Source organism: Streptomyces diacarni (assembly GCF_003323715.1).
GTDB classification, from domain to species: Bacteria; Actinomycetota; Actinomycetes; order Streptomycetales; family Streptomycetaceae; genus Streptomyces; species Streptomyces diacarni.
Genome location: NZ_QOIN01000066.1, coordinates 154,166 through 176,122 on the forward strand (window position 1 = coordinate 154,166; position 21,957 = coordinate 176,122).

The 21,957-nt window shown below is 69.7% G+C and carries 16 protein-coding genes and 3 pseudogenes; 9 read left to right on the plus strand and 10 right to left on the minus strand.

Annotated elements, in window-relative coordinates:
* Nucleotides 1-32 precede the first annotated feature (32 nt).
* Together DTL70_RS30320 and DTL70_RS30325 are read left to right on the plus strand one after the other, a co-directional pair.
* Nucleotides 33-1,381 (plus strand): annotated as a pseudogene (locus DTL70_RS30320) (enolase C-terminal domain-like protein).
* Between the two features lie 101 nt (nucleotides 1,382-1,482).
* Nucleotides 1,483-2,942, plus strand: a pseudogene (locus DTL70_RS30325) (GntP family permease).
* Nucleotides 2,943-2,991: 49 nt separating this feature from the next.
* Here DTL70_RS30325 and DTL70_RS30330 read toward each other — a convergent pair.
* Nucleotides 2,992-3,612: a LysE family translocator gene (locus DTL70_RS30330; RefSeq protein WP_114025202.1), complete on the minus strand. Its 621-nt coding sequence runs from the start codon at nucleotides 3,610-3,612 to the stop codon at nucleotides 2,992-2,994.
* A 247-nt stretch (nucleotides 3,613-3,859) separates the two neighbouring features.
* On the opposite strand from DTL70_RS30330, the gene DTL70_RS30335 reads away from it, so the two are divergent.
* Nucleotides 3,860-6,595 (plus strand): phosphoenolpyruvate synthase, encoded by a 2,736-nt coding sequence (locus DTL70_RS30335; RefSeq protein WP_114025203.1) that lies wholly within the window; start codon nucleotides 3,860-3,862, stop codon nucleotides 6,593-6,595.
* A 39-nt stretch (nucleotides 6,596-6,634) separates the two neighbouring features.
* Here DTL70_RS30335 and DTL70_RS30340 read toward each other — a convergent pair whose 3' ends face one another.
* Nucleotides 6,635-7,645, minus strand: a complete 1,011-nt coding sequence (locus tag DTL70_RS30340) for a mechanosensitive ion channel family protein (protein ID WP_181861137.1) — start codon at nucleotides 7,643-7,645, stop codon at nucleotides 6,635-6,637.
* An 836-nt stretch (nucleotides 7,646-8,481) separates the two neighbouring features.
* Between DTL70_RS30340 and DTL70_RS30345 the strand changes: the two genes are divergently transcribed.
* Complete coding sequence (locus DTL70_RS30345; protein ID WP_425470424.1) at nucleotides 8,482-9,102, plus strand: maleylpyruvate isomerase family mycothiol-dependent enzyme; 621 nt, start codon at nucleotides 8,482-8,484, stop codon at nucleotides 9,100-9,102.
* A 97-nt stretch (nucleotides 9,103-9,199) separates the two neighbouring features.
* Here the strand turns inward: DTL70_RS30345 and DTL70_RS30350 are convergent.
* Nucleotides 9,200-10,453: pseudogene (locus DTL70_RS30350) on the minus strand (glycoside hydrolase family 27 protein); the annotation flags it as partial.
* A gap of 431 nt (nucleotides 10,454-10,884) precedes the next feature.
* Between DTL70_RS30350 and DTL70_RS30355 the strand changes: the two are divergent.
* From DTL70_RS30355 to DTL70_RS30365, 3 genes are all read left to right on the plus strand, one after another.
* Nucleotides 10,885-11,583: a TetR/AcrR family transcriptional regulator gene (locus DTL70_RS30355; RefSeq protein ID WP_181861138.1), complete on the plus strand. Its 699-nt coding sequence runs from the start codon at nucleotides 10,885-10,887 to the stop codon at nucleotides 11,581-11,583.
* Between the two features lie 225 nt (nucleotides 11,584-11,808).
* Nucleotides 11,809-13,332 (plus strand): FAD-dependent oxidoreductase, encoded by a 1,524-nt coding sequence (locus DTL70_RS30360; protein ID WP_114025207.1) that lies wholly within the window; start codon nucleotides 11,809-11,811, stop codon nucleotides 13,330-13,332.
* A 147-nt stretch (nucleotides 13,333-13,479) separates the two neighbouring features.
* The gene (locus tag DTL70_RS30365; RefSeq protein WP_114025208.1) at nucleotides 13,480-14,694 is read left to right on the plus strand and encodes an SGNH/GDSL hydrolase family protein; all 1,215 of its coding nucleotides are present in this window, start codon (nucleotides 13,480-13,482) and stop codon (nucleotides 14,692-14,694) included.
* A 175-nt stretch (nucleotides 14,695-14,869) separates the two neighbouring features.
* Here DTL70_RS30365 and DTL70_RS30370 read toward each other — a convergent pair whose 3' ends face one another.
* The 3 genes from DTL70_RS30370 to DTL70_RS30380 all read right to left on the minus strand — a co-directional run bounded on the left by DTL70_RS30370 (nucleotide 14,870) and on the right by DTL70_RS30380 (nucleotide 16,431).
* On the minus strand, nucleotides 14,870-15,055 hold the full coding sequence (locus DTL70_RS30370) for a hypothetical protein (RefSeq protein ID WP_114025209.1): 186 nt from the start codon (nucleotides 15,053-15,055) through the stop codon (nucleotides 14,870-14,872).
* A 266-nt stretch (nucleotides 15,056-15,321) separates the two neighbouring features.
* Nucleotides 15,322-15,681, minus strand: coding sequence for a hypothetical protein (locus tag DTL70_RS30375; protein WP_147266841.1), 360 nt, complete (start codon nucleotides 15,679-15,681; stop codon nucleotides 15,322-15,324).
* Between the two features lie 294 nt (nucleotides 15,682-15,975).
* Nucleotides 15,976-16,431 carry an iron chaperone gene (locus tag DTL70_RS30380; protein WP_114025211.1) on the minus strand — a complete coding sequence of 152 codons (456 nt, stop codon included), beginning with the start codon at nucleotides 16,429-16,431 and terminating at the stop codon, nucleotides 15,976-15,978.
* Between the two features lie 173 nt (nucleotides 16,432-16,604).
* Here DTL70_RS30380 and DTL70_RS30385 point away from each other — a divergent pair, with 173 nt between their 5' ends.
* Together DTL70_RS30385 and DTL70_RS30390 are read left to right on the plus strand one after the other, a co-directional pair.
* A complete protein-coding gene (locus tag DTL70_RS30385) occupies nucleotides 16,605-17,195 on the plus strand; it encodes a TetR/AcrR family transcriptional regulator (RefSeq protein WP_114025212.1) in 591 nt (196 codons plus the stop codon).
* Nucleotides 17,196-17,385: 190 nt separating this feature from the next.
* Nucleotides 17,386-17,916: a VOC family protein gene (locus DTL70_RS30390; RefSeq protein WP_114025213.1), complete on the plus strand. Its 531-nt coding sequence runs from the start codon at nucleotides 17,386-17,388 to the stop codon at nucleotides 17,914-17,916.
* A gap of 413 nt (nucleotides 17,917-18,329) precedes the next feature.
* On the opposite strand, the gene DTL70_RS30395 is transcribed toward DTL70_RS30390, so the two are convergent.
* From DTL70_RS30395 to DTL70_RS34605, 4 genes are all read right to left on the minus strand, one after another.
* The gene (locus DTL70_RS30395) at nucleotides 18,330-19,169 is read right to left on the minus strand and encodes an aldo/keto reductase (protein WP_114025214.1); all 840 of its coding nucleotides are present in this window, start codon (nucleotides 19,167-19,169) and stop codon (nucleotides 18,330-18,332) included.
* Between the two features lie 325 nt (nucleotides 19,170-19,494).
* Nucleotides 19,495-19,989 carry a GNAT family N-acetyltransferase gene (locus DTL70_RS30400; RefSeq protein ID WP_114025215.1) on the minus strand — a complete coding sequence of 165 codons (495 nt, stop codon included), beginning with the start codon at nucleotides 19,987-19,989 and terminating at the stop codon, nucleotides 19,495-19,497.
* Nucleotides 19,990-20,342: 353 nt separating this feature from the next.
* Nucleotides 20,343-20,903: a GNAT family N-acetyltransferase gene (locus DTL70_RS30410; RefSeq protein ID WP_114025216.1), complete on the minus strand. Its 561-nt coding sequence runs from the start codon at nucleotides 20,901-20,903 to the stop codon at nucleotides 20,343-20,345.
* Between the two features lie 247 nt (nucleotides 20,904-21,150).
* Complete coding sequence (locus DTL70_RS34605; RefSeq protein ID WP_114025217.1) at nucleotides 21,151-21,915, minus strand: helix-turn-helix domain-containing protein; 765 nt, start codon at nucleotides 21,913-21,915, stop codon at nucleotides 21,151-21,153.
* Nucleotides 21,916-21,957 lie beyond the last annotated feature (42 nt).

Here is a 21,957-nt window from a genome sequence, read left to right on the forward strand (position 1 = left end):
CGGCACTGACGGCGGCGGAAGGAGAGCGGAACATGTCAGTCGCACAGCACGGTCCGACGGTCGACGCGATGCGTGTCGTCCCGGTCGCAGGACGGGACAGCATGCTGCTGAACCTGAGCGGCGCGCACGGCCCCTACTTCACCCGCAACCTGGTGGTCCTCACCGACTCGGACGGGAGGAGGGGCCTCGGTGAGGTCCCCGGCGGCGAGGCGATCCGCCGCACGCTCCAGGCCGCCGCCGACCTGGTCGTCGGCCGTCCCGTGGCCCGGCTGCGCTCAGTCGTCGCACAGGTGCTGGCGCGCTTCGCCGACCACGACAGTGCCGGGCGCGGCGCACAGACCTTCGACCTGCGGGTGGCCGTACACGCAGCCACCGGCGTCGAAGCGGCCCTGCTGGACCTGCACGGCAAACACCTGGGAGTGCCGGTGGCCGAGTTGCTCGGCGACGGACAGCAACGCGCCCAGGTGCCCGTCCTCGGCTACCTCTTCTACGTCGGCGACCGCACCCGCACCGATCTGGATTACCGCGCGCCCGCTCACGAGGGCGAGGACGCCGACGCGTGGCTGCGGCTGCGCCACGAGGAGACGCTCACCCCGGAGGCCGTCGTGAGGCTCGCGGAGGCCGCGCACGCGCGCTACGGCTTCCGCGACTTCAAGCTCAAGGGCGGCGTGCTGCCCGCCCGCCAGGAGGCAGCGGCCGTCACCGCGCTGGCACGGCGCCTCCCCCAGGCACGCGTCACCCTCGACCCCAACGGGGCGTGGCGGCTGGATGAGGCGGACGGATCGGCCGCGAGCTGCGGGACGTCCTCGCCTACGCGGAGGACCCCTGCGGACCTGAGGACGGCTACTCGGGCCGCGAGGTGATGGCGGAGTTCCGGCGGGCCACAGGGCTGCCCACCGCCACCAACATGATCGCCACGGACTGGCGGCAGCTGACCCACGCGCTGCGCACGGACGCCGTGGACATCCCCCTCGCCGACCCGCACTTTTGGACGATGAGCGGTTCGGTGCGGGTGGCGCAGCTGTGCCAGGCCTGGGGGCTGACCTGGGGCTCGCACTCGAACAATCACTTCGACGTGTCACTGGCGATGTTCACGCACGTGGCCGCCGCGGCCCCCGGCCCGATCACGGCGATCGACACGCACTGGATCTGGCAGGACGGCCAGCGCCTCACCCGCGACCCGCTCACCATCGACGACGGGCTGCTGCACGTCCCCGAGTCGCCGGGACTCGGCATCGAACTCGACGAGGAGCAGGTGGCGGCCGCATACGAGCTGTACGAGCGCGAAGGGCTCGGCTCCCGCGACGACGCGGTGGCGATGCGCCACCTCATACCCGGATGGTCCTTCGACCCCAAGCGCCCGGCACTCGACCGGACCTGAAGTCCCCGCGGGGCCGGCAGCCGCCGGCCCCGCGCAGTTGCCGGCCGGCGGACGAGGTGCTCGCGGCCTGCCGAGCCACCCATGCCTGACAGGAGGCAATGATGCCTACCGCACGAACGGGCCTGATATCCGGGCTGCCCTGGAAGACCCTGGCCGCGGACGCGCCGGCCACCACCTGGAGCCTGCCGCCGTGGGCGCTCCTGCTGCTCGTCGCGGGCGGGGTCGCGCTGCTGCTGCTCCTGGTCGTGAAGGTGAAGCTGCACGCGTTCCTCGCGCTGCTCGTGGTGAGCATCGGCGTCGCCGCCGCGGCCGGCATCAGCCTCAGCGACCTGCCCGGTGTGCTCGAAGCGGGCATGGGGGACTCCCTCGGTGAGATCGCCGTCATCGTCGCCCTCGGTGCGATGCTGGGACGGGTCATGCAGGAGTCCGGCGCCGTGGAGGTGCTCTCCGGGAGGCTCCTGGCGGCGGTCGGCGAGAAGCGGGCCCCACTCGCGGTGGGCCTCACGGCGCTCCTGGTGGGCGTACCGGTCTTCTTCGAGTCGGCTTCATCCTGCTGATGCCGCTGATCTACGCGGTGGCGCAGCGCTCCGGCCGCTCGGTGATCAGCGTGGCCCTGCCCGCCGCCGGCGGTCTGGCCATCATGCACGCCGTGTTGCCGCCGCACCCGGGTCCGGTCGCCGCCGCGGGTCTGCTCGGCGCGAGCCTCGGCTGGGTGACCGTCATGGGCCTCGTCTGCGGCCTTCCGGCCTGGTTCGTCGGCTCCTACCTCTTCGGCGTCAAGATCGGCGACCGGCTGAACGTGCCGGTGCCCGCGCTCGCGTCCGGGGCGGGCGCCTCATCGGGCACCACGGACGCGACCGAGGAGTGGACCCCCGACCGCGCGCGGCCCTCGCTGGGCGTCACCGTCTGCGTGATCGTCCTGCCGGTACTGCTGATCATGCTGCACACCTTCGCGGGGCTCGTCCTCGACAAGGGTGCGCTGCGTACGGCGCTGGAGTTCGTCGGCGCCCCGATCATCGCCCTCACCCTCGCCACGCTGCTGTCGATCTGGATGCTCGGGGTGCGAGGTGGCCTGAGCATGGCAGGCATCGAGAAGGCGGCCTCGGCATCGCTCGGCCCTGTGGCGCTGGTGCTGCTCGTGACCGGCGCGGGCGGCGTCTTCGGCGCCGTACTGGAGCAGTCGCAGGCAGGAGACGCGCTGGCGGACCTGATGGGCTCGACGGCCCTGCCCGCTGTGGTCCTCGCGTTCCTCATCGCCGCGCTGCTGCGAGTGGCGCTCGGCTCGAAGACGGTCGCGATCGTGACGACCGCACCCATCGTGGCACCGCTCATCCGTGAGTTCGACCTGTCCCAGCCGGAGATCGCGCTGGTCGTCGTGGCCGTCGCATCCGGCGGCACGGTGCTCTCGCACGTCAACGACTCCGGCTTCTGGCTCTTCAACCGGTACATGGACATCGACATCCGCACGACACTGAAGAGCTGGACGTTGATGGAGACGTTCCTGGGCCTGACCGCCTTCGCCATCGCGGCCGCCCTCAGCGGCGCCCTGGCACTGGCCTGAGCGTGGCGGGTGCCCGTGTGTGCCTGCCGCGCCGAGTATCGGCCGTTGGTCAGGGCCGTGTCGTGGCGACCTTCAGGCCGAAGCCGATCAGGACGGTGCCGGTGACGCGGTCCATGGCCCGGCGCACGGCGGGTTTCTGGAAGAAGGCGCGCGCCTTCGCCAGCAGCAGTACGTAACCGCCGAGCCACACGGCGGTCAGTGCCACGTGGATGAGGACCAGCAGTGCCATACCCGTGTGCGGGGCGAGCCCGGTCGGGGCCAGCGTGGGCAGCAGGCCGGTGTAGAAGACGGCGATCTTCGGGTTGAAGACGTTGCTGACCAGGCCGGTGCGCCAAGGGCTGCCGGCAGGGGCGTCGGGGAGCGCGCCCACGTGCTGCGCCCGCACGCGGCGGCTGTGGAGCAGCGTCTGGATGCCGAGGAATACCAGGTAGGCGGCCCCTGCCAGTTTGACCACGGTGTACGCGGTGGCGGAGGCGGCCAGGACGGCGGCGAGACCCGCGAGGGTGAGCACACCCCACACCAGCAGCCCCGAGGTGATACCGCCGGCCGTCCGCAGCCCGTCCTGCCACCCGGAGGAAACAGCCCGTTTCGTCACGACGGCCAGGTCCGGCCCGGGCACAAGGGTCAACAGCGCGAGCACGCCGGCCGCGGCGAGGAACTGTACGAGCATGGCTTGAGTCTCACATCCGCGGTGCGGACGCAGTCACGCGGAGGCGTGGGAGCTGACCGCGATCTCTGCGGAACTCCCGCTCACGGCCGCCAGGGCGAACTCCCCAAGCTACTGGCGGAGTCCTCTGCTGCCATGCCCAAAGTATGGCAAGGAGGGGGACTTGCCGCAAGAACCCCCGAGGAGCGGACAATCCTGGCACTTGTCAGGCCGTTCAAGCGCCGGAACCGGCGCGTGGGGGAGGTAGCGCATGGCTGATGCCGACAGCAGCGCGGGGGAGTCGTACCCGTCCGACTGCTATGTGCTGGGGTTCGAGGAGATCGACCGGACGCATGTCGCGGTCGTTGGAGGCAAAGGCGCACATCTGGGGGAGCTGTCGCGGCTCGAGGGCATCCACGTACCGGCCGGCTACTGCGTGACGACGGACGCGTTCCGGCGCGTCCTCGCCGACGTGCCGTCGATCGACGAGCGGGTCGCTCAGCTCTCGCGACTGGACCCGGACGACCGGGAATCGGTGCGCGCGCTGAGCGCGGAGATCCGCGCCGGCCTCGAGAAGACCCCCGTGCCCGACGATCTGGCGGCGGCCCTCACGGCACCGCTTGCCCGACTGGGTGAGGGAGCCGGGTATGCCGTCAGATCCAGTGCGACGGCGGAGGACCTGCCGACGGCCTCCTTCGCGGGCCAACAGGACACGTACCTGAACATCGTGGGCCCCGCGGCGGTCCTTGAGCACGTCAGCCGGTGCTGGGCCTCGCTCTTCACCGAGCGCGCCGTGACCTACCGGCTGCGGAACGGCTTCGACCACCGCATGGTCCATATGGCCGTGGTCGTGCAGCAGATGGTGTCTCCGGACGCTTCGGGGGTCATGTTCACCGCCGACCCCGTCACCTCGAACCGGCGGATCACCTCCGTGGAGGCCGGTTTCGGGCTCGGCGAGGCCTTGGTCTCCGGCCGGGTGAACGCGGATGTGTACACGGTGCGGGACGGTGAAGTCGTCGACAAGTCGGTCGCCGTCAAACAGCTCGCCGTCCACGCCTCGCCGGAAGGCGGGACCCGGGAACAGGTGCTCGCCCCCGACCGGCGGGGAAAGCCGGCGCTGACGGACACGCAGGTGGAGCGGCTCGCGCGGCTGGGCCGGCGTATCGAGGCGCACTTCGGCTGTCCCCAGGACATCGAGTGGTGCCTGACCGACGGTGGCATCCGCATCGTCCAGAGCCGGCCGATCACGACGCTGTTCCCCATCCCGGCGGCGGACGACGAGAAGCACCACGTCTATGTCTCGGTCGGGCACCAGCAGATGATGACCGACCCGATGAAACCCCTGGGACTGTCCTTGTGGCAGTTGACTACCCCGGTGCCGATGGCCGAGGCGGGCGGAAGGCTGTTCGTCGACGTCACCGAGCGCCTGGCCTCGCCGGCGAGCCGCGGCAAGGTCATGGAGAGCCTGGGAAGATCCGATCCGCTGATCGGGGACGCGCTGCGCACCGTCCTCGACCGGGGCGACTTCCTCCCCTCCCTTCCTGACAGCACTCCGGCTGAGCCCCCGCCAGACGCCGCGCCCACCCCGCCGGACACCGATGCGGCCCTCGTCACCGAACTGATCGAGCGCGGCCAGGCGTCCAACGCCGCCCTGGAACGCGAGATCGGCACGGTGTCCGGACCGGCGCTGTTCGACTTCATCCTGACGGACGTCGAAGAGCTGCGGCGCATCCTGTTCGACCCGCGGGGCCTACAGGTGATCATGAGCGCGCTCAACGCGTCATGGTGGCTCAACGAGCGGCTGGAGGCGTGGCTGGGGGACAAGAGCGTGGCCGACGCGCTCACGCAGTCGGTTCCCGGCAACGTCACCTCCCAGATGGGGCTGGCGCTCCTGGACGTCGCGGACGTGGTCCGCTCGCATCCGGACGTGGTCGCGTTCCTGCGGGCTGCCGACAGCGACGACTTCCTGGACGAGCTGGACCAACTTGATGAGCTGGTCGAACGCGAGGACGTGCACGAACGCGAGGGCTCGGACGAAGACGACCGCTTGGACGAGTTGGACGGGGTGAACGCGGCGGCGGGGGGCCGGGCGGCGGGAGACGCGATCCGTGCCTTCCTCGGCAAGCACGGCATGCGCTGCGCCGGCGAGATCGACATCACAAGGCCGCGGTGGAGCGAACGCCCCACCACGCTCCTGCCCCTGATCCTCAACAACGTCGACAACTTCGAACCGGGCGCCGGCGAACAGCGCTTCCAGGAAGGGCTGCGTACGGCGCGGACGAAGGAAGCGGAGGTGCTGGAGCGGTTGCGGGCCCTGCCGGACGGAGAAGCCAAGGCCGACGAGACCACACGCATGATCAACCGGGTGCGTACCTTCATCGGCTACCGGGAGTACCCGAAGTACTTCATGGTCAGCCGCTACCTCCACTACAAGCGAGCCCTGCTGGAGGAAGCCGAGCGCCTCGTGCGGGCCGGCGCGCTCGCCGAGAAGGAGGATGTCTTCTTCCTCGGATTCCATGAGTTCCGTGACGCCGTACGCACAGGACAGGTGGACGGCCGGCTCATCCGCCGACGCGAGGAGGCGTTCAGGGCGCATCAGACGCTCACACCGCCCCGGGTGCTCACCTCGGACGGCGAGGCCGTCACCGGAGCGTACCGACGCGCGGATGTGCCGGACGACGCCCTGGTCGGACTGGCGGTCTCGGCCGGGACGGTGGAGGGGCGTGCCCGCGTCGTCACGGACCTGGCACAGGCTGAGCTCACCGCGGGCGACATCCTGGTCACGGCCTGCACGGACCCCAGCTGGTCGCCCCTCTTCGTCACGGTCAAAGGCCTGGTGACGGAGGCGGGCGGTCTGATGACCCATGGTGCGGTGGTCGCCAGGGAGTACGGCTTGCCGGCCGTCGTCGGGGTGGAGGACGCCACCCGGCTGATCCCGGACGGCCGGCGGATCCGCGTACACGGAACGAGCGGGTACGTCGAGGTCCTACCCGAAGAGGGCGACTGAGCGACCCGCACGTCCGTCGGGGCGGGCACCCGTGCGACGTCACCGTCGCACGGGGCCCGTGTTCTGCGCGGGAATGTCGGGAAGCCCCTCCTCGGAGCGCATCCACACCGTCCGCTGCGGGAACGGGATGTCGATGCCTGCGCGGGTGAGTGCTTCCTTGACCCGGCGCCGCAGCTCCCGGGTGACACCCCACTGCTGGAGGGGGGCCGTCTTGACGGCGAGACGCACGACGACGCCGTCCGGGTCGAGGGACTGCACGCCCCACACGGCGGGGTCTTCGAGGAGGACGTCCTTGAAACGCGGCTCCTCGCGCAGCTCGCGGCCGGTGCGCTCCAACACCTCGAAGACCGCTTCCAGGTTGGACTCGTGGGCGACCGAGACGTCGAGGACGGCGCGCGCCCACTCCTGGCTGTCGTTGCGTACGCGGAGGATCTCGCCGTTGCGGATGTGCCAGAGGCCACCGTTGAGGTCGCGGACCTGAGTGAGCCGGAGGCCGACGTGCTCCACTTCTCCGACGGCTTCGCCCAGGTCCACCGAGTCGCCCACGCCGTACTGGTCCTCGAGCATGATGAGCATGCCGGACAGGTAGTCGGCGACCAGGCTCTGGGCGCCGAAACCGATGGCCAGACCCACGACCCCGGCGCTGGCCAGCAGCGGGCCGAGCGCGATGCCGATCTGGTCCAGCACCATCGCCACGCCCATCACCGCGACGACGATCGTGACGATGCTGCTGAGGACCGACCCGATCGTGCGGGCGCGCTGCTCACGCCGCTCGTTCGCCCGGGACCGGTCGCGCGCGAGCACGGCGGGCCCGCGCCCGGACCGGCGAGGCTCGCTCTCGGCCTCCGGGGGTTGCAGGATGCGCTGGACGACCCGGGAGATGGCCTTCTTGGCCACGGCCCGGACGATCGCGGCACCCACGACCACGAGCAGGATGCGCAGGGGCACACCCACCAGCGTGTCGATGTTGTCGCGCAGCCATCCCGGCGCGGACAGGGCCAGGTGGTTGACGGTGTGGGCGTGTGACGCCGTCGCACCGGTGGGGGACACGGGATTCACTCACTTCCGCTCAGTTCCGATGCTCAGCCGGTTGCCGTGCTCAGCGGACCGAACGTATCGGCGGGCTCGAAACGGGTCAAAAAGCGTGGAGAGGGGGTGCGCATATCGCGTCTGACATGCATCGATGATGCGCGGGTCTCGCGGGGTGGCACCGCGTCGGCGAAGCGCCGGCACGGCACGGCACGGCACGGTGCGGCACGGCCGCGGGGCGAGGCGAGGACGGGCGGGTACGGGCGGCGGGCGCGGGTCCTGTGACGGGTCCCGGCGCGACCTGGGCACGACTCCGACTCCGCGTTGGCATGAGCCGATGACCTCGAACGGGCCCTCCGCGCACCCGACGGCACGGCGGGCGGCAGCCGCGAACTCCCCGGGAGAGGCATCCGACCGGTCCGGAGAGGAACCCGCGCAGGACGGTGAGCGACCGGCGACACGCGGTGCCGGTGCGGCGAGGCCCGTGCCGGAGGGCTCCGGCACGACGGAAGAGCCGGGGCCCTGAGAGGGCCGGGCGTCGCCGGGCCACGGCCGGCGGAGCCGCGAAGGCGCCCCGCTGGCCGGCCGTCGTGCCGGCGTTCCTCGCACTGCCGTCCTCAACTCCGCCCCCCGTACAGGCGGCTCAGCGGTCTGGTCGGGCGGGGGAGGGCCTCGACGGTGAGGCGGGCGGCGGTGCGGGCGATTACTTTGTCCCGGGGCGGAAGTCTCCTCCTCGGACACCGCGCCGGACATCCACCTGCTGGGATATCCGGCGCGACGAAGAGTAGGACTCGTGACAGGAGAATCTCCATATGGCCGGCGGGAAACAGGCGGCAGACGGCAGAGCGGGGACAGCGATGTGGGCCATGGTGCACGCTGAGCGAGCGGCGCTGGCGGCCGACCTCGCGGAGCTGTCCGACGACCAGTGGCTGACACCGTCGCTGTGCACCGGGTTGACGGTGCGTGAGGTGTTGGCGCACCTCACCGCGGGGGCCAGTCTGACCCCAGCGCGCTGGCTGGCGGGGGTGGTCCGCTGCCGGTTCGACTTCGACAGACAGGTGGCCGTGCGGCTGGCGGAGCAGCTCGGCGCAACCCCGGCCGAGACCCTTGAGCGGTTCCGGCGTGTGGTATCCAGCAGGACCAAGCCTCCCCTGCCCGTGCTGGCCATGCTCGGTGAGACGCTCGTGCACGCGGAGGACATCCGGCGCCCGCTGGGCATACGGCGCGACTACCCGGAGGAGGCGGTCACGCGCGTGGCCGAGTACTACCGGGGCACGGATCTCGTCGTCGTCGCCAAGGGCCGCATCGGCGGCCTGCGGCTCACCGCGAACGACGGTCCCTTCGAGACGGGTTCCGGCGCCCTCGTCTCCGGCACCACCTTGGCTCTGACGATGGCGATGACGGGGCGCGCGACCTACCTCGACGACCTGGAAGGCGACGGTGTCGAGCGCCTCCGCGAGCGCTGCGCGACGGCGTGACGACGGCGGCGGCCCGCCGCTCGCGAGGGCGGCGGGCCGTGGACGAGGAGCCCCGCGGGGACGTCAGCCGGTCTTGGCCGGCTGACGGCCCGCCCTACTTCTCGGGGGTGACACGGAGCATCACCGTGCCGTGGGACGGAACCCTGGCGGAGAGGTCGCCGTTCGACGTGCTGTCCGAGTGCTGCCACAGGTCGCGGACCGTGTAGGAGTCCGCGTGAGGCACCTCGGCCGCGTCGGCGGTCGTGGTGATCGTCTGTTCCTGACCGGTCTCGTTGAACAGGGCGACGGCGCGGCTGCCGTCGGCCAGCTCCTTGCTGACGACCCAGCGGCCGTCCTCCTGCGAGACGACCTCACCCTGCTTGCCGAGCGCATCCTGGTCGACCGCGATGACCTCCTTGTTGCTGAGGATGTCGAGCGCCGCACCGTCGTCCTTGCGCAGGTCGGAGCCGATGAGCAGCGGGGCCGCCATGATGGACCACATGGAGAAGTGGGTGCGGTACTCGGTGTCGGTCATCCCGCCGTTGCCGACCTCGAGCATGTCGGGGTCGTTGAAGTTGCCCGGGCTCGCGTACCGCGAAAGCTTCAGGTTCTCCTTCATGATGCCGAGCATGCTGTCCCAGTTATCGGAGATGTCTCCCGTGGTGCGCCACGTCTCGGCCAGCTTCGGCGCCCACTCCCAGGGCTTGTTCTCGCCCCACTCGCAGATGTTGTAGACGATGTCGCGGCCCGTCTTGTCCAGCGCGTCCCGCATCGTCTGGTAGCGCTCCTGCGCCGGCAGGCCCTCGTTGTTGCAGTTGTCGTACTTGAGGTAGTCCACGCCCCAGTCGGCGAACTGCCGCGCGTCGCTTTCCTCGTGGCCGAGCGCCCCCGGCATGCCCGGCTCGGTGTTGCACGTCCAGGTGCCGGCGCTGGTGTAGATGCCGAGCTTGAGGCCCTTGGAGTGCACATAGTCGGCGACGGCCTTGATGCCGTGGGGGAAGCGTTCCTTGTTGGGGACCAGCTTGCCGTCGGCGTCGCGTTCGGGCTCGGCCCAGCAGTCGTCCAGGTTGACGTACTCGTAGCCCGCGTCCTTGAGGCCCTTCTCGACGAAGATGTCGGCCGTGTCCTTGACCATCTCCTCGTTGAAGTCCGCGCCGCAGTGCGTCGCGTTCCAGTTGTTGAAGCCCATGGGTGGGGTCTTGGCCAGGTCGCCGCCCGCGGATTGCCGCGCGGCCTGCGCGCTCTCGCTGTTCTCGGCGGTGTCGGTCGCCGCGGACGCCGGGGCCGCGAGGCCCGCTCCGCACATCATCACGACACCGATCGCGCTGACCAGCTGCTTGCCAGTGGTACGGGTCGATACGGTGGGGCGCATATCCGTCCTCACTGCTCGCTGAAATGGACTGCCCAGGCCCGGCAGGGCGGCGGGACAGCCTCTGTGACCGCCTCACGGTAAGACTGTGTTCGGGTCTGTTGGAACCCCTTCGACAAATGTTTGTTTCCGTGTGTTTATCGAGGGTCGTCGGGTTGGGCGGTCTCTTCGCGGGTCAGCTGCTCAGGTCCCCCACTCGTCGGACCCGGCCACCGCGATCACGCCCTGAGAGCGGAAGTTGAGCTCACGCCACTGGTCGCTTTCGGTCGCCGTTGCCGCTGATGCCGTGCGCGTACGGCGGGTGCCCCGTGGCGATCGAGACGTTGTCGGGGTGGGGCGAACCTCATTCGACGCAGTGCGCCAGGGGAAGTCCCGGCAGATTAGTACGCTGCACCAAGTTGGCACGGTGCACCAAAATGTGTCAGGGTAGAGGCATGACAACGTCGGCGCGCCGACCTCAACGGCGCAATCAGGTGCTCTCCCGGGAGCAGATTCTTCACGCCGCGGTCGGGCTTCTGGACGCGGGCGGCGAGGGCGCGTTGACCGTCCGGGCCCTCAGTGAGCGCCTGTCCACGGGCTCCGGGGCGATCGCATACCACGTGGGCAAACGGGACGACCTGCTGGACGCGGCGACGGAGACGGTCGTGACGGGGGCCTTGGCCGCGGCGCGCCCCTCGGCCGCAGCCACGCCGTCCGACGAGATCAGGGCCGTCGCCCTGGCCCTGTTCGACGCGATCACCGCCCACCGTTGGCTCGCCACACGGCTGACCCTGCAGATAGTCCGCAACCCGGTCGGCCCCGTCACGGTCGGTATCTTCGAGCGGATCGGCCGGCAGGTGGAGGCGCTGGGCGTGCCGCGAGAGAGCTGGTTCGACGCGGCCTCGACGCTCGTGCACTACATCCTCGGAGCGGTCAGCCAGAACGCCCGCATCGAAGGGGACACCTCAGGTATCGACCCCAAGGCGGACCGAGGGGAGTTCTTCGCGGCGACCTCCACGGCCTGGCGGGAACTCGACCCCGAGGCCTACCCGTTCATGCACGCCATCGTCGGCCAGGCCACCGAGCACGACGACCGCGAGCAGTTCCTCACCGGTATCGCCGTCATCCTCGACGGCCTCACCCGCCTGCGCTGAACCGGGCCGCGCGGACCCGCCCGCGCTGATCCGTCTGTTCTGATCCGCCTGCGCAGGCCCGCCTGCGCAGGTCCGTTTGCACCGACGTGCACTGGCCCGTCTGACTGTCCCGCCTGCGCTGTCCCGTCTGCACGGGTCCTCCCGCACCGACGTGCAGCGACCCGCTTCACCGCTGCGGCAGGTCAACGCAGTTGTCGGTAGCGGTTTTCGAGGAAGGTAACTCCCATGTACGACGTCGTTGTCGCGGGCGCCGGCCCGGTCGGTCTGTTCGTGGCCAACGAGCTGGCCCTGTCCGGCTGTTCCGCCCTCGTACTCGAACGGGAACAGGACCCCCACCCGCCGTTGAGGGCACTTCCACTCGGCCTGCGGGGTCTGAACGCCGGTTCCGCCGAGACGTTCCACCGCCGGGGACTGCTGGACGCCATGATCGAGGCTTCCGGCGCCGACCCGCGGACGATCGGCGCTGCCCCCGAAGCCGTCGAGGCGCCCGCCCCGCGTGAGGTGAGCCATTTCGCGGGCATGACGCTCGACGCGGCCGATGTCGACACCGCAGCCCTCCCCTTCCGACTGCCCAGCCCTGCCATGGAGGGATTCATGACGAGCCTGGAAGCGGTCACCACAGTATTGGCCAAGCAGGCCTCGACACTGGGTGTGGAGGTCGTCCGGGACGCTCCGGTCACGGCGGTGAGCCAGGACGACGAAGGGATCGTCACCACCGCCGGCGGGCAGCAGTACCGCTCGCGCTGGCTGGTGGGGTGCGACGGCGGACGCAGTGCGGTACGCCGCCTGGCGGGCTTCGACTTCGCCGGCACCGAGCCCCTGTTCACCGGCTACGTCGCCCAGGTCACCTTCGCCGACACCGCTCGGCTGCCCCTCGGCTTCCACCTCACCGACAACGGCATGTACCTGCGCACGCCCCTCGAAGGGCACCTGGGCATGATGGACTTCGACGGCGGCGCCTTCGACCGCTCCCAGCCGCTGACCCGCGGGCACCTACAAAGGGTGCTGCGCCGCGTCTCCGGCACCGACGTGACGCTGGACGAGGTGCACCTCGCCTCCAGCTTCACCGACCGCGCCATGCAGGCGACGACCTACCGCAAGGGTCGCGTCCTGCTCGCCGGCGACGCCGCGCACATCCACTCACCCCTGGGCGGCCAGGGACTCAACCTCGGTATCGGTGACGCCATGAACCTCGGCTGGAAGCTCGCCGCCACCCTGCGCCACACCGCACCGGACGGACTGCTCGACACGTACACCAGCGAGCGCCATCCCGTCGGCGCCGCCGTCCTCGACTGGTCGCGGGCCCAGGTGGCGGCCATGAACCCGGGCCCCAACGCCCCCGCACTGCGCAAGCTGGTCGGCGACCTGATGCGTACCGCGGAGGGAACCACACACGTCTACCGCAGGACGTCGGGCCTGTTCCACCAATACGACCTGGGCGGCGGCCACTCGCTCGTCGGCCGCAGCGCCCCCGACCTCCGCTTCGAGGACGGCACCCGCCTCGGCGACCTGCTGCACACGGGCCAGGGCGTCGCGCTCGACCTCACCGACGACCGCGCGCTGCACGGCGCGGCTCAGAAGTGGGAGGGCCGGATCCACTACGCGTACGGGCCGGTGCGCGACAGCCTCGGCCTCACCGCGCTGCTCCTCCGCCCCGACGGCGTCGTCGCCTGGGCCGACCTCCACACCCCCGAGCCCGCCGCGTTCGAACAGGTCGCCAACCAGTGGTTCGGCACCCCGAGCAGCTAGAGCGAGCAACCGGTCCGCTCGCGCCACGCGGTACGGCACCGCACGACTACGGGGCAGCGCATGCGCATCCACACGCACAGCGAGCCGTACTGGACCCGAACGGGCTTTGCCCACCGTCCCGAACTCGACAACCGGAGGAGAACGACCATGGACAACGCCACCCACACCCCCGACGACTGTGCAGGCCTCGCCCCCGGCGTAGGCGCATGGGTGCGCACCTGGGGTGCCTCCCCGCAGGCTCCGGACAACTCCGTCAGCGCCCTCGACGCCTTCGAGAACGCGACACTGCGGCAGCTCGTCCGCATCAGCGGCGGCGGACAGCGCATGCGTATCCGCCTCAGCAACGAGTACGGAACCGCACCGCTGACCATCGGCGCCGCCCGTGTCGCCCGCGCGGACTCCGACGGCGCGGTCCAGGACGACACCAGCCGCGCGATCACGTTCGGCGGCCAGCCGAGCGTCACCGTACCGGCGGGTGCTCCCGTCCTCAGCGACCCCGTCGACCTGACGGTCGACGCACTGACGCGGCTGGCCCTCAGCCTCCACTTGCCCGGCCGCGTCGACACCGCCACCTGCCACGGCACCTTCCACGCCCTCGGTTGGCTCATCCCCGGTGACGCCACCGAACTCACCTCGCCGCCCACCGACGCCACACCCTTGTCGGCACAGGCCGTGATCACGGCCGTCGAAGTACAGCCCCACACCCCGGTCCGGGCCATCGCCGTGCTCGGCGACTCCCGCGTCGACGGGATCGGCTCGACCCCCGGCACCGACCGGCGCTGGACCGACCTGCTCGCCGAGCGCCTGCACGCGCGCGGCAGCGAAACGCGGTGCGTGGTCAACCAGGGCATCGGCGGCAACCGCCTGCTCACCGACGGCATCGGCCCCGCCGCCCTCGCGCGCTTCGACCGCGATGTCCTCGCCACCCCCGGCCTCGGGCACGTGGTGATCGCCGTGGGCAACGACCTCGTCTTCTCCTTCGCCCCGCACAACGAGGAGACCGCCGGGTTCCTCGCGATGTTCCCCGGCGAGCCCGTCGGCGTGGACGACATCATCGCCGCTCACCTTCAGGTGGCAGCGCGCGCCCGTGCGCACGGTGCGAAGGTCTACGCCGCGACCATCGCCCCCTACGGCGGCTCCGACATGTACACCTCCGAGGGCGACAAGGCGCGCGAGCATGTCAACGAGTGGCTCCGCACAAGCAACGCCTTCGACGGAGTACTCGACTTCGACGCCATCTGGCGCGACCCCGCCGACCCCACCCGCATCCGCGACGACCTGCACATGGGCGACAGCCTCCACGGCAACGACGCCGGTTACGCCGCGCTCGCGGAATCCATCGACCTCTCCCTCTTCGACTGAGCACCTGGCGAGAAGTGGCGCAGAGACCGGCGGGGGACTCGGAGGACTGGGGGGCTGGGAGAGTGCGCTGAGCCAGACATGCAGGCTGGTCGCATAGATGAGTTGCTGCTCGCCACATCCACCAGCCGGCCCTCGAGTCTCATCCACCGCCAGGACGGACGGCTCAGTCCGCGCTCTAATCGAGCCGCGCGCCGAGTTCGGTGGTGGCGGCGACGGCAGGGCCGTTGAGGAGGGCGAGTTTGGCGTCGGTCCGCCTCGCCGGGCCCGATACGGCGTTGCCGAACCAGCCTGTGTGTCTGCCCTGCCCCAGCGCACGGCCGAGCAGATGAAGACGGCTTTCGCTGCTTCGCCGCACGGACATCCCACCGCCTCGTTCAACGGTTTTGTCAGGGAGCCGTTGAGGGGGGTGGGGACGCAGCTGGTCAACACACACACGGTGAACAGAGCGATTCGCCGATGGGTGGACAATGCTCGTGTGAAAGCGCGCGAAGCTCCTGGCAGGGCGCGAACGGTCTAGGCCGTGCCACCACTGCCAGGAGCTTCTTCACGGCACAGAGCCGCGCGACCGAAGACGCAGCCGTCAGGTCGGAGTCGTTCAGTTCTGCGCGGTGACGAGTTCTTTACCCGTCACCAGTCCTTGCAGGCGACTCCGAGGATCTGCTGGTTGTCGACACGTTTGATCGACCCGCAGCTTCTTATCCCCGCTCCGCCGCCATAAGTGGCGTCGATGGAGAACTTGTGAGCGCAGCTGTTTCCCGTGCTGCTGCCGCCGCAGATCATGGTGTGCGTCTTGGTCGGCGAGGTGGACGCGTAGTAGGTGAACTGGTACTCGGCGGGGCCCTGGGGCTCCGGGACCCCGTGGATCGTGACCGAGTCGACGTGGTAGCCGCTGCCGAAAATTACCATTTCCACGTTTCTGTCGGTGACCGCCTCGTCGGCGAACGCCGGCGCGGACGTCATGACCGTCATCGCCGCTGCGGCAGTCACGACACCCAGAATCTTCCTGACCTTCAAGATATGACCTCCCGTTGAGTCCTGAGACGCCGTGTCTTGCGGCGCGTGAGACGGATGAAGAGTACATGGCAAATTCGGTGCGGCGAATGGAAATCACACGTATTACCAGCGGCTTGTCGTCTCACGTCCTGACGAGACGTCACCTCGATATGACGCATTACCGGGATTGGCCTCGCAATCCCCATCTACGCGTGCTCGTGGACCGGAAACTCTCCGTGTCCGCAGTGGAGGAAGGGTGTGATCGGCCGACTGTCCGGGCGGTGGGGTTCAGCTCACCGCCTGCTTCACGAGTGCGCCGATCCTGGCTTCCGTCTCGGGCGTTACTTCGGTGAGGGCGTACCCGGCCGGCCACATGGTGCCCTCGTCCAGCTGTGCCTGGTCACTGAATCCGAGTGTGGCGTAGCGCGCCTTGAACTTCGCGGCGCTCTGGAAGAAGCAGACGATCTTGCCGTCGAGTGCGTAGGCGGGCATCCCGTACCACAGCTTGGGCTCGAGAGACGGTGCGCTGGAGGTGACGACGGCGTGGACGCGTTCGGCCATCGCCCGGTCCGAGTCCTGCATCTCGGAGATCTTCGCGAGCACGTCCCGCAGTGCTTCGGCCGCTTTGTCCGCGCGGGAGGTGCGGCGGGCCGCCTGCTTCAGCTCGCGGGCGTGCTCCTTCATCGCGGCCCGCTCCTCGGCGGTGAACTGCTCGTGCTCACTGGTGCGTGCGGTTCTGGTCATGGCAGACCTTCCCTTCAACGGGGTGTGGTGCGGATGGAGTGCGGGCAGGCGGGTTGGAGTCCCGGCGCCCGGCACGTATCGGTAACGGCACGGGCCGTGCCGTTCGTGTCCGTATGGTGCGCGTATCGCTGGGCGGTTGTCAACGGCACGGTCTGTGCCGATAGGGTGGGAGTGTGACCGACAAGCCCGCCACACCGCGACGCCGAGGCGCGGCGCGCACCGAGGAACTGCTGCAGGTGACCCTCGATCTCGCTGTCGAGGTGGGTTACGCGGGTCTGAGTATCGAAGCGGTGGCCAGGCGGGCCGGGGTCGGCAAGCACACGATCTACCGCCGCTGGTCGTCCATGGCGGAGCTGCTGCTCGACGCGCTCAGCCGCGCGTGGACCAGTGACCTGGACTACCGCGACACCGGTGACGTGCGTGCGGACCTACGGGAGCAGTTCCTGCGCTCAGCCCCGGCTCTGTCCAGCCCGCCGATCGGACCCGTATACCGCGCGGTCATCGCTGAGGCGCAGTCCGATGCCGCGCTGCGCGCGACTTTGCACGAGCGTTTTCTGGTCACTGTCGAACAGAGAACGCTCGAGAGGATCACTCTCGCGCAGAGTACTGGTGAGCTCGTCGACGGGGTGGACCTGGAGTTCGCCGCGGAGGTGCTGTGCGGCACCTTGTACTACCGTGCCCTGCTCACCGACCGTCCCATCGACGAGGCCGCGGTCGACGGGCTGCTGGAGATGTTCATGGCCGCGTACGGGGCTGCCGGCTGAGCGGTGTTGGCCGGAGTGCGTCTGGCTACCGCGCCTCCACCGTGCTCTGCTCGATCGGCCCGCAAGGTGGAGGGCAGAATGGCCGGAAAATGGTTTAACGTTCAACCGATTGAGGTGCACTCTGAGTGCTGAGGCGACAGCCGCCCGGCTGTCGAGCCAACACGCGGAATCGGCAACGGAGTTGATCGACATGAGCCAGACACTCCCGCTCCGCCTGCACCACCACGCCTGGATCACCGACGACCAGGAAGCCAACCGACGTTTCTACGAGGACGTGATCGGCCTGCCCCTGGTGGCGACCTGGACCGAGCGCGAGGTGTTGTTCGGCGCTGAGCGGGTCTACAGCCACACCTTCTACGGTCTGGCCGACGGCGGGGCCCTCGCCTTCTTCCAGTTCGCCAACCCCGAGGACCAGGAGGAGTTCAAGACCGATGTCCACTTCACCCCCTGGCGGCACATCGCCTTCAAAGTCGAGCACGAGACGCAGGAGGCCATGCGGAAGCGCATCGCCGCGGCCGGCTACTCGGAGGCGGACGCCTACGTCATCGACCACGGGTTCTGTGTCTCGCTGTACATCACCGACCCCAACGGGCTGATGCTGGAGTTCACCGTCGACCACCCCGACGTGGAGAAGATCGAAGCCGAACGGCGTACGACGGCGCACGCCGACCTCGCCCGTTGGCTCGGTGGCGACCACACCAGCAACAACCACTGGCGCTGAGGTCCGACGCTACGGTGCCCGGCCCGACTTGACCTGGCTGGTCTTGTCGGGCCGGGGCCGACGCGAGGCCGGTGTGGGCGGCCGATTCGCCGCCCGCCCGGTCGCGGTCGTTTGCTGTGTCGCCTCCCCCCGGCTCCCGCCCGAAGGCGGTGTTGCGGGTGCTGTCGGAGGCGCAGTCCGGGTCGGCCGGCAAGTGAGCCGATCGGACCTCGCGGTCGCGAGGGGCCCGCTGGGCCGGCGGCATGCGCCACCAGCGGTCGCCGCGGTCGCTGTCGTCATCGGCCGGCCCCGCCGAACTCGCCCTGCAGGCCATCCCGAGCTACGGGCGGCGGGCGCGTCCGCACCATCGACTCGCGCCGGCGCGACCGCGTCAGGAAGGCCGGCCATGACGCCGACGAAGAAGCGGAACCGCTTCACACCTGTTCGGGCAGTCGGTCGAGGCGCTCACGTTGGGCGGAGGTGAGGTGCAGGTCGGCCGCCGCGAGATTTTCCTCGAGGTGGTCGGTTCGGGAGGTTCCCGGAATCGGGAGAACGACCGGCGAGTGGCCGAGGAGCCAGGCGAGCGTCACCTGGGTGGGCGTGGCGTCGCTCTCGGCCGCCACGGAAGCGATCTCGGCCTGCGCGCCAGACGTTCCTGCCGCGACGGGACGCCACGGCAGGAACGCGATACCTGCCGCCTCGCACGCAGCGAGCACCGGCTCGTGCTCGCGGTCGAGCAGGTTGTAGCGGTTCTGCACACTTGCGACGTTGACGAGCTCGCGTGCTTGCTCCAACTCGGGGGCGGTGACCTCCGAGAGTCCGACCCGGACGAGCTTGCCTTCGGTCTGAAGATCCCGCAGGGCGCCGAGCTGATCGGCGAGGGGCGTCTCGGGGTCGATGCGGTGCAGTTGGAGGAGTTCGATGCGCTCGACGCGGAGCCGCCGCAGGGCCTGTTCGACCTGAGCGCGCAGGACGTCAGGACGCCCGTTCAGTTCCCACTCACCAGAGGAGACCGAGCGTGCGACGCCGACCTTGGTGGTGATGACGAGCTCGTCGGGATACGGGAACAGGGCCTCCGCGAGGAGTTCCTCGTTGGCGCCTCCGCCGTACAGGTGGGCGGTGTCGATCAGCGTGACGCCCAGCTCGACCGCCCGCCGGGCCACCGCGAGTGACGCCTGGCGGTCGTGGGCGGTCTCGGTCGGCAGGTGCATGGCTCCGAAGCCGAGTCGCCGTACAGGCAGATCTCCGCCGATGCGAAATGTGGTCGATGCCATCTACTGTTTTCATCCCCCTCGGTCAAGAGGTCACGCTAGCACCGTAGATGGCCGTGAGGTCGCGCGCTGATGTCGTGTCCAGAGTGCACGGAGGCTCGGGGGCGAGCCTCCGTGCACGCCGACGTGGCCCTGTTGTTGGCTGCGGTGGAACTGCACCACGAAGAGACAGATGCCCCTTGGCGCCACCCGGCCACCCGCCCCCCCCGGCCGATGCATACGTCAGGTCCACCCCGGGTGGCCTCCTCCGTCCATTCCACCGGTGCTGCCGGCGGGTTGCCGCGTGAGGGATCCGACAGCGGCCGCGAACGAGCAACAGGGGCAAGGTCTATGGCTGGAGGTCGAGCTGATACCACGTGCCCGACCTGCCGCCGAGGTCGGCCGGGGTGGCAGGGCCAACCGGGAGGAACCCGGCCTTGGCCAAGACTCTTTGTGACGCGGCGTTGTCGTGGGAGGTGGCCGCCCGTAGTGTGCGCAGGCCGTGCGTCGCTGTCGCCACCCGGCACAGCTCCCGGACGGTCGCGGTCGCGACACCGCGGCCGGCGACCCGCTCCGCGACCCGGTAGCCGAGCCTGGCAATGCCGTCCTCCAGGTCGTACAGGTTGAACCTGCCGAGCACGGAGCCGTCCTCGGCGGCGAGTACGTAGAAGGCGCAGATGCCGGCGTTCTGCTCGGCCAGTGCGGCGTTGTACCGGTCGGCGAACTGGTCGAAGAACTCGTCGCCGCGGTCGGAGATCGCGGCGGCGAAGTAGATGCGGTTCGCCACCTCGAAGGCCAGGACCGCCGGGGCGTGGTCGGCATGCAGCCGCTTCAGCTCGGGCATTTGCCCGACCCTACCCAGATCCTGCGCCGAGACCACCCGAGTTTCCGGCGGTGGCAAACGCCAACAGCGCCAAGGCCTGAGAACACATCGAGCAACGACTGGAGAAGTAGCCCCCATGGGACGTGAGTGGGAACAGCTCGCCGTCGACGTCCGCGACTCCGTCGCCCGGGGCGCTGGCGATGCGGGGCGCTCGCCAGGTGGACGTCGGGTAACGGAGGGAGGAGCCCTGAGCGGTGCTTGCTGACCCTGAGCGGAACGAGTTCTGCGCGCTGGGGGAGCGATCCGGGGGCTGAGCCGTCCAACGTCACCGCATGTTCGGTTGCTTCCAGCAGCGTACCGGCGGACCAATACCGTCACAGCACTGGCTTCTCGTCGGCACCCCGGTCGTTCCTCTCGCGCCAGTCCTCTTGGAGGATGCCGTACACGTCGGAGTCTCGCCAACCGTCCCGGATCAGAGCGGTGTGACGATGACGACCTTCCCACGTCATGTGGAGTTTGCCGAGCACCCGTGCCGACCCGAGGTTCCGCGGGTCGCAGGTGGCACAGATGCGGTGAAGCTGGAGATGCCCGAAGCCTCGCGCTAGGAGTTCCCTTCCGATCGCCGTCCCGACGCCCTGCCCCCAGACGCGGGGATGCACGACATAGGTGATCTCGCCTTGTTGGTGCTTTCGGTTCCGGACGTGGAGCTCACCCATGCCGATCACGTCGCCTTCGCAACGCGCTGCGTAAGGGAACCGTCGCTGAGGTGACCGCGCCCACGCTTCGACCGCCGTCTCCACGAACGCGCGGGTCTGCTCTTCGGTGTTCGGCCCCCACGCCTGGAAGCGGCAGACTTGGACGAGGGAAGCCCAGGAGTGGACGGCTCGCCAGTCTGCGAGCTCGATCCTGCTCAGGGTCACCGCATGACGAGCCACCGACTGATCTTGCCAGACGCAGTCGCGCCGAGCTACCGGCTCAGCCGAGCTACCGAATCAGCGGAGCCACAGGGCTCGACGGCGGAGTGCGGGAGCCTCCGCACCCACCGTGGGCGTCGGCCGCCGCCGTGTCAGGGCCGCCCGTCTGCTCGGCTTGCCCGGGGGACTCCCGTCTTGGCCGCAGGGCCCTCATCTTGCGCGCGGGGTGCGAGGTTCCTCAGCGGAGGCTTGTCGTGCTGCGAGACCGTCATTCCGCCTGCTCGGGTGAACTCGGTCGTGGTGGCGCGGTGTCGTTCGGGGCTGTTTCGGATGTGGTGTGCAGGACCTCGCGGGCCTGCTCGGCGGCGCGGGTGATGGATTCGCTGATGAAATCGAGGAAGCGGGCGATGTTTTCCAGTCGGGCGGCGGCCGGGGTCTGGGGGCCCAGGACGGTGGCGCCTTGGCGCGCGACCTCGACGAACCTGTCGTTGGAACGGGCGCTGGCGATCGTCGCCTGGTAGAAGAGTTCGTTGTCGACGACGTAACGGGCGCGGCGTTCGTCGCGTTCTCGGCGGACGAGGCTCTGGCTCTCCAGGAATGTGATCGCCTTGGAGATGGACGCAGGGCTGACCTGGAGGCGCTGGGCGAGTCCGGACGCGGTGAGGCTGCCCGTGTCCGTGGTGAACAGGCAGGTCAGCACCCGGGCCGGCATCTTGGCCAGGCCTGAGGCCATGAGCACGGTGGTGAGTGTCTCCGCGTACTCGGCCATGGCCTCGGGGTCGCGCCCATGTGGCTGAGGGGCTGAGTCGGTCCCTTGGGAGGCGGCGGGCCTGCGCCGGTGGGCGCGGCGTTCCGTGGCGCGGTGGGCCAAGTCGGCGCGATAGGCGGCGGGGCCTCCGTTGCGCATCACCTCACGCGTGATCGTCGACGTCGGACGGTCGAGTCCGCGGGCGATCTGTGCGTAGGGCAGATCGTCGGCCAGCCCGAGAGCGATCTGCCGGCGTTCCTGCTGTGTGAGTCTGCCTCCCGGCATCGCGCTCTCCCTGGGTTGCTCCGTCATGGCGAGTCCTGCTGG